This window comes from Haloferax sp. S2CR25 (assembly GCF_031624535.1).
Taxonomy (GTDB): Archaea; Halobacteriota; Halobacteria; order Halobacteriales; family Haloferacaceae; genus Haloferax; species Haloferax massiliensis.
This window is the reverse complement of sequence record NZ_JAMQOO010000004.1, coordinates 380360-387997: the sequence shown is the minus strand read 5'-3', so window position 1 is coordinate 387997 and position 7638 is coordinate 380360. Positions and strand designations below refer to the sequence as shown.

Annotated in this window: 5 protein-coding genes; 2 read left to right on the top strand and 3 right to left on the bottom strand. The window is 66.5% G+C overall.

Going from position 1 to position 7638, the window contains the following annotated elements; genetic code table 11:
• Window positions 1-450 precede the first annotated feature (450 nt).
• The gene (locus NDI65_RS12930; RefSeq protein WP_193310938.1) at window positions 451-1425 is read left to right on the top strand and encodes an AEC family transporter; all 975 of its coding nucleotides are present in this window, start codon (window positions 451-453) and stop codon (window positions 1423-1425) included.
• Window positions 1426-1470: 45 nt separating this feature from the next.
• Complete coding sequence (mtnP, locus tag NDI65_RS12925; protein ID WP_089779090.1) at window positions 1471-2331, top strand: S-methyl-5'-thioadenosine phosphorylase; 861 nt, start codon at window positions 1471-1473, stop codon at window positions 2329-2331.
• A gap of 12 nt (window positions 2332-2343) precedes the next feature.
• Here mtnP and NDI65_RS12920 read toward each other — a convergent pair whose 3' ends face one another.
• The 3 genes from NDI65_RS12920 to smc are packed head-to-tail and all read right to left on the bottom strand — an operon-like array spanning window position 2344 to window position 7626.
• Complete coding sequence (locus NDI65_RS12920; RefSeq protein ID WP_089779092.1) at window positions 2344-2820, bottom strand: hypothetical protein; 477 nt, start codon at window positions 2818-2820, stop codon at window positions 2344-2346.
• 32 nt (window positions 2821-2852) lie between these two features.
• Window positions 2853-3935, bottom strand: a complete 1083-nt coding sequence (locus tag NDI65_RS12915) for a ScpA family protein (protein WP_089779094.1) — start codon at window positions 3933-3935, stop codon at window positions 2853-2855.
• On the bottom strand, window positions 3928-7626 hold the full coding sequence (gene smc / locus NDI65_RS12910) for a chromosome segregation protein SMC (RefSeq protein ID WP_089779096.1): 3699 nt from the start codon (window positions 7624-7626) through the stop codon (window positions 3928-3930). The genes NDI65_RS12915 and smc overlap by 8 nt, the downstream gene beginning before the upstream one ends.
• Window positions 7627-7638: the final 12 nt, after the last annotated feature.

Below are 7638 nucleotides of genomic sequence, written 5' to 3'. Positions count from 1 at the left end.
AGCGATTCCGAGCCAAACACATCGAGCGGAATCATTCGTGTCGGACACCGCTAGCGCGGTGTCCTTGCCCTCTTCGATTCCAGAGCGACAGCTGAACTCTATCAACAATCTCCTACAGAAGAGCGTATATACTAAATAGATGAGATTTCGTACGGTCAGCTATTTCGGACGTTTAGCCGGTTCGACCCCGACGACTCGTTTCGGCCAGAGTAAGACGGAGAGACAGTACACGCCGGTAACAGACTGTTCGCACGGACACTGGACACAAGACTCACACCGGGGATTCAGCACAGTCTCGACAAACTATCACCAGACGAGAATACCAACGGGGCCACGTATCCGACCGCTTCGACCGTCTGCTTCGACGTCCCTCCGACCTCTCACAGTCGCCCACCGCCCGGTCTCGCCCGAAGCGAAACGTTCCTTTGGGTGCCGCTCGTCAGCACGCGCATGTCGCTGTTTTCTATCTTCGTCAGTGCGCTCTTGCCGATTCTCGCCATCGGCGCGGTCGGCTTTCTCCTCGGGCGCGTCCGCGACGTGGACCCAGAACCGCTCAACACGGTGACGGTGTACGTCCTCGCGCCGGTGCTCGTGTTCTACAGCCTCGCGACGACCGAACTCGCCGGCGAGACGCTGGCGACCATCACCGCCGGCGTCGTCGCCTACCACGTCGCCATGCTCCTCGTCGCGGGCGGCGTCGCCCGACTCGCCGGCGTCTCCGAACCCCTCCTCGGCGCGCTCGTCCTCGTCGCCGCCTTTCCGAACTCGGGGAACTACGGCATCCCCGTCAGTTCGTTCGCCTTCGGCGACACCGGCCGCTCGACGGCCGTCGTCTACCTCGCCGTCCAGAGCGTCCTCATCTACACGCTGGGCGTGTACATCGCCGGCCGGGGAGCCGACCGCGACGGCGGCGCGCCGGGGTGGCGCGTCGGCCTCGAACGCATCGTCCGCATCCCGCTCGTCTACGCCGTCGTCGCCGCGCTCGCCGCTCGGTGGCTCGGCGTCGTCCCGCCGACGGGCGTTCCCGCGATGGAGACGCTGCGGCTCGTCGGCGACTCGTCGATTCCGATGATGCTCCTCATCCTCGGCATCCAACTCGCGGGGGCCGACCTCGGCTCGACGCTCTCGGAGGTCGGGCTCGTCGCCGCGCTCAAGATAGTCGTCGCGCCCGCGGTCGCGGTCGGCGTCGCGCTCGTCGCCGGCTTCGGCGACCCGACGGTCGCGCGGACGTTCGTCCTCGAATCCGCGATGCCCGCCGCGGTCACGCCGCTCATCCTCGTCGCGGAGTTCGGCGACGCCTCGGGGACCGGCTCTGCCACCTCGCTCGCCGAGTTCGTCTCCGCGGCCGTCTTCGCGACGACGCTCCTCAGCGTGCCCGCGCTCTCGGTGCTCATCTACCTGTTGAACCACGGCGTCGTGGTGTAGCCCCCGATTCGCCACGATTTTGTGCGCCCTGCCCTACCTCCGAGTATGAAAATCGGATTCATCGGTGGCAGCGGTATCTACGAGGCGCTCCCGCTGGAGAACACCCGCGAGGAACCCGTCGAGACGCCGTTCGGCGAGCCCTCGACGACGCCCGTCGTCGGCGAGTTCGGCGACACCGGCCGCGAGGTCGTCTTCCTCCCGCGACACGGCCCGGACCACCAGCACTCGCCGACGACGCTCCCCTACCGCGCGAACATCTTCGCGCTCAAGAAGCTCGGCGTCACCCACGTCCTCGCCAGCAACGCCGTCGGGAGCCTCAAAGAGGACCTGCCGCCCCAGACGCTCGTCGTCCCCGACCAGATTTACGACCGCACGAAACACCGCCCGCTGACGTTCTTCGACGAGGGCATCGTCGTCCACCAGCCCTTCGCGATGCCGTACGACGAGGAACTCGTCTCCATCCTCGCCGAGGCCGCCGCGGAAGCGACCGACGCGCAGGTCCAAGAGGGTGGCACCTACGTCTGCATCGAGGGCCCGTCGTACTCCACGAAGGCCGAAAGCGAGCACTACCGCGCGCAGGGCTGGGACGTCATCGGCATGACGACCATCCCCGAGGCCAAGCTCGCCCGCGAAGCCGAGATGGCCTACGCGACCATCACCGGCGTCACCGACTACGACGTCTGGAAGGAAGACAGCGAAGTCACGCTCGACGAGGTGCTGAAGAACGCCGCGGCCAACGAGGAGGCCATCAAGGAGACCGTCGAGGCCGCCATCCGCAAGATTCCCGACGGCCACGAGACCGACAGCCACGCCGCGCTCGAAGGGACCATCAACACCCCCGACGACGCCATCCCCGCCGAGACGAAAGCAAAGCTCGCGCCGCTCATCGACCGGTACGTCGACTGAACCGGCCTCAGTTCAGTCGTTCAGTTCCGCGGATTCTGTCGAATCGCTCTCCGTCTCCGCAACCTCGCGCTCGCCGCGCGCCGCCTCGTCGGCCGGCGAGAACTCGACCGCGTGACAGCGCGTGCAGTACTCGTTTTCGCCGCGGTCGGTCGTTGCGAGCGGGATACCCGCGACGACGAACTGCGTGCAGAACTCCCGGACGACGCCCCGGTCGTCGGTCTCGCCGCAGACGACGCACTCGCGGACCGACCGCGGCGACGTGACCACCTCGCGGACGCGGCCGAACGCGGTCGGACTGTACGAGACGTAGCCGGGGATGTAGCAGTGCAGCCAGAAAATGGGGAAGAAACACAGCACCGCCAACGGCCAGATGACCGACTGAGGGAACAGGATAGCCGACGAAATCACTGCGAACGTCACCGACGTGACGAGCGAAACCGCGACCGTCAATCGCCGGAGCGTGCTGGAGAGCAGGGTCGGATGGGGCACGTCCGAGAGTGACAATCCGCGGAGAGAAATAGCTAGTCGTCCGCGATGGCCTCGGCTTCGAGTTCGGGGTCGGCGGCGCCGCCATCAGCATCTTCGGAGCCGTCGGCGGCCGTCTCGGGTTCAGACCCCGCGCCGGGGTCGGCGTCGAACACCTCGGGGTTCCGAATCCAGAGGTCGCCGAACAGGTCGTCCTGCTTGAGGTAGACCGTGCTCCGGTGGGACAGAAACAGGAGCGCGAGGTAGGTCGTCATCACGGTGTCGGCCACGTCGCGTATCTCGGCGAACAGCACCTCGTCGCGGCCCTTCTCGTAGTGGGTGGCGAGCACGTCGCCGACGGCTTCGACGACCGCCTCGATGTCCTCGTTGTGGGCGGTCCCCGTCACGTCGTCCTCCGTGGGTTCGCCCGCGCCGCGCATCTCGCCGGGCGTGTGGTAGTCGAGCGTCTGCGTCCCGCGGGAGAAGCCGCGCGGCGACTCGGAGGTGTCGTACTCGCGGCGACGCTTCCACCACGACCCGCGTTCGACCTCCCGGAGTTCGCGGACGAGTTCGTCCAGCGTCTCCGGCGACCCGCGGGCGTTCTTGCGTTCGAGCCGGCGGTCCATCTCGTCTTCCAGCGCGTCGATGGGGTCGAAACCGGGCGACCCGCCGTCGTCGTCGCCGGGGTGGCCCTCGTCGCCGCCGCCCTGTAAGGCGAGTTCCCACGGTTCGAGTTCCTCCTCGTCGGGTTCGTCCGGCGCGAGGAGTTCGTCGGATTTCATGCGCAGGAGGACGCTCGCGTAGAACAGCGCCCGCCCGGTCGTCCGGAGGTCCATCGCGTCGAGGCGGTTCAGAAAGGCGTCCGTGACCTCCACGATGTCGATGTCCCACGGGTCGATGGTCCCCTCCTTGGCGAGTTGGACGAGGAGTTCGACCGGTTCGACCTCGTCGTCGTCCGACTCGGACACGTCCCCCGGGAGTACCTCGTCCATCGCGTCGGGTTCGGCGGGGGCGGCGTCCGCCTCGGAGCCGGACGCGGCGTCGTCGCGGGCGAACGAGAAGACTTCGTCGTCGTCGGCCTCGCGTTCGTCGCCGTCGCGGCCGCGAGAGAGGTTCAGTTCGGGGATGTCGTCAGTCATCCGCCGGAACCTCCGCTTCCACGTCCGCGTCGGCCTCGCCGCCGTCACCACCGTCCGCGTCGTCGTCGGGGCGGTCGCCGTCGGAGTCGTCGCCGCCCGGTCCGTCCGCGTCGGTTCCGTCGCCGCCGGCCTCGCCGTCGCCGAACTGGATGCCCGTGACGGCGCTGACGTTGTCGCCCTGCATCGTCACGCCGATGGCGCGCTCGGCGCGTTCGAGGAGCGCGGAGCGGTGCGAGACGACGACGAACTGCGCGTCGCCCGCGAGGTCGTCGACCATCTGGCCGACGCGCTCGGCGTTCGCGGCGTCGAGGAAGGCGTCCACCTCGTCGAGCGCGTAGAACGGCGCGGGGTTGTGCCGCTGGATGGCGAAGATGAACGCGAGCGCCGTCAGCGACTTCTCGCCGCCGGACATGGCGTCGAGGCGCTGGATGGGCTTGTCGCCCGGCTGGGCCTTCATCGTCAGGCCCTCCTCGAAGGGGTCGTCGGGGTTCTCCAACTGGAGGTGGCCCGTCCCGTTCGACAGGCGCTCGAAGATGTCGGTGAAGTTCTCCGCGATGGCGTCGAACGACTCCATGAACGTCGCCTTCTTCTGGGACTCGTACTGGTCGATGCGGTCGGCGATGGCGTCGCGCTCTTCGACCAGCACGTCGCGGCGCTCCTGGAGGTCTTCGAGGTCGGCTTTCACGTCGTCGTACTCGTCGATGGCGAGCATGTTGACCGGTTCGAGTTCCTCCATCTCCTCGGTGAGCCGCTCGATTTCCGACTCGACGGTGTCGTGGTCGGGAATCTCGTCGGGGTCGTAGTCGCCGACCTGCGATTCGAGCTCGTCGATTTCCCATTCGAGGCGCTCGGCGGCCGAGCGCATGCTTTCGAGCTTGGATTCGACCGCGTTCACGCGGTCTTTCTTCTCGTCGCGGGCGCTCCGGGCCTCACGGAGGTCCGCCTGTAGCTCCTTGCGGTCGTCTTTGAGGTCGACCAGTTCCTCTTCGAGTTCGGCGACCGCCTCGCGCTTGGCTTCGAGGTCGTCCTCGCGCTCCTCGATTTTCGACTCCGCCTCGGAGATGGACTCCCGAGCCTCGGCCTTGCGGTTCTGGGCGGCCTCAACCGTGTCGTGGAGGTCGTCGACCGCGTCTTCCGCGTACTGCTTTTCGAGCTGAATCTCGTTGAGCCGGCCGTCGAGCGTCGACATCCGGTCTTCGAGGTCGTCGATGTCCGCGCGAATCTCGTCGGCGCGGGCGGTGAGCTTCGGAATCTCGGAGTCCGCGAGCTCGGTCTCGATGTCCTCGATGGCGGCCTCGACCGTCTCGATTTCGTCGTCGAGGTCGGCGATTTCGTCGTCGAGGTCGGACATCTGTTCGTCCACCGACTCGCGTTCGGACTGGAGTTCGTCGAGGCGGTCGTCAAGCCGGTCGATTTCGGCTTCGGCGTCCTCGATGTCCTCCTCCGCGTCCTCGATTTCGCGCTCGATGGTCCGGACGCGGTCGGCGGCGTCGGAGGCCCGCCCGCGGGCGTCGTCGAGGTCGTCGTCGATGTCCCGAATCTCCTCGTTGAGCGAGCGGCGGCGGTCTTCGAGCTTCGTAATCTCCTTCGCGAGGCGTTCGAGTTTGCCCTCGCCGGACTTCGAAAACGAGTAGCGAGAGCCGCCGCCGGAGCCGCCGGTCATCGCGCCGGAGCGCTCCACGAGGTCGCCGTCGAGGGTGACCATGCGGTAGTCGCCCATCAGGTCGCGGGCGGTCTCCATGTCCTCGACGACGAGCGTCGACCCGAGGACGTACGAGAAAATCGACTCGTACTGGCTGTCGTAGTCGACGAGGTTGCGCGCGAAGTCCACGACGCCGGGGTTGTTGGGCTTGCGCGGGAGGCTCCGGTTGTCCATCTTCGTGATGGGCAAGAACGTCGCGCGGCCCGCGTTGCGGGACTTCAGGTGGTCGATACATGACGACCCCACGCCGTCGTCGTCGACGACGACGTTGGCGAGGCGGCCGCCGGCGGCCGTCTCACAGGCTTTCGCGTACTCGCCGTCGACGGAGGCGAGTTGGCCGACCGCGCCGTGGACGCCGGAGATGCCGGCGTTGAGGATGGTCGTGACGGCCCGGGGCCACGAGTTGTCGCCGTCCTTCCCGGCGCGGGCTTCGAGGCGGGCGTACTCGGACTGCTTGGTCTGGAGTTCGTCCGTGACCTCCGAGAGCTCGTCGTTCAGGTCGGCCTTCTCGGCCTGCAGGTCCTCGATGACGCCGTCTATCTTCGCCTTGTTCTTTTCCGCGGTGTCGAGTTCGCTGTGCAGGTCCGAGACGGTCGCCTTCAGTTCGGGGATACACTCGCGGGCGCGTTCGAGCTCGTCCCGCGTCTCCGAAATCTGGTTCGAGCGGCGGCGCGCGTCGTCCAGCAGGCGGTCCTTGGCGCGCTGGCGGTCGTTCTTCTCGTCTTTGAGGTCGTCGAGCGTCTCCTTTCGCTCCGCGAGTTCGGACTTCAGCTCGTCGAACTCGGTGTCGACGGAGTCGATTTCGGCCTGCACCTCGGAGAGCTCGACCCGCTTGGACTGGATGTCGCTTTTGACCGACGCCTTCTCGACTTTGACCTCGCGGATGTCGTCTTCGAGGTCGTCTATCTGCTCTTGCTTGCGGTCGATGTCGATGAACGCCTTCCGGCGCTCGGCCTCGGCGTCGTCGCGCTTTTCCTCGGCGGCCTCGATGGCGGTCTCCAGCCGGGAGATGTCGCCCTTTATCTCCTCCATCTCCGACTTGATGCGGAGCTGTTCGTCCTCGCCCTTGCGCTCTATCTCGCGGGTGAGGTCTTCGAGGTCTTCTTCGAGACGGGTGACCTTGCCCTGTCGCTCGTCGAGTTCGGCCTGTAGGTCTTCGAGGTCGGCCTCGGTGGTCTCGATGCGCGATTCGGTCCGCGAGAGGTCGTCGCGCTTGTCTTCGAGTTCCGCGGCCTTCAGGTAGCCCTCGTACTCTTCTTTCTCCTCGCGGAGTCCCTTGTAGGTGAGCGCCGTCTCGCGCTCGTCGGCGAGTTGGTCGAGTCGCGTCTCCTTTTCCTCGATGCGGAGGTCCGCCTCGTCGACGCGCTCTTCGACCGCCTCCAACTCCTCGAAGGCGGCGTCTTTCTTCTCGTCGAACTCGGCGACGCCCGCGATTTCGTCGATGATGCCCCGCCGCTGGTAGGGCGTCATGTTGATTATCTCGGTCACGTCGCCCTGCATGACGACGTTGTAGCCCTCGGGGGTGATGCCCGCCTGCGCGAGCAGGTCCTTGATGTCCGAGAGGTTGACCGAGCGCTCGTTGAGGTAGTAGTACGAGTAGTAGTTGTCCGGCGTCTCCTTGACGCGGCGCTTGATTGTTATCTCGCCGACGTCGCCGATTTTGTCGGTCCCGGCGGCGTTGACGACCTGCGAGCGGTCGAGCGTCCCCTCGGAGTTGTCGAGGACGACCGTGACGCTGGCCTCCTTGGGCTGTGCGGGGGCCTCGTCGCTGCCGTCGGCGTGACCGGGGTTGTAGATGAGGTCCGTCAGCTTCTCGGCGCGAATCCCGCGGGTGCGGGCGAGGCCGAGCGCGAAGAGGACGCCGTCGATGATGTTCGATTTGCCGGAACCGTTCGGGCCCGTAACGACCGTGAAATCCTCGTAGAACGGGATGCGAGTCGGCCGCCCGAAGCTCTTGAAACCGTCAAGGACGAGCTCTTTGATGTGCATGGGTTGGTGTTC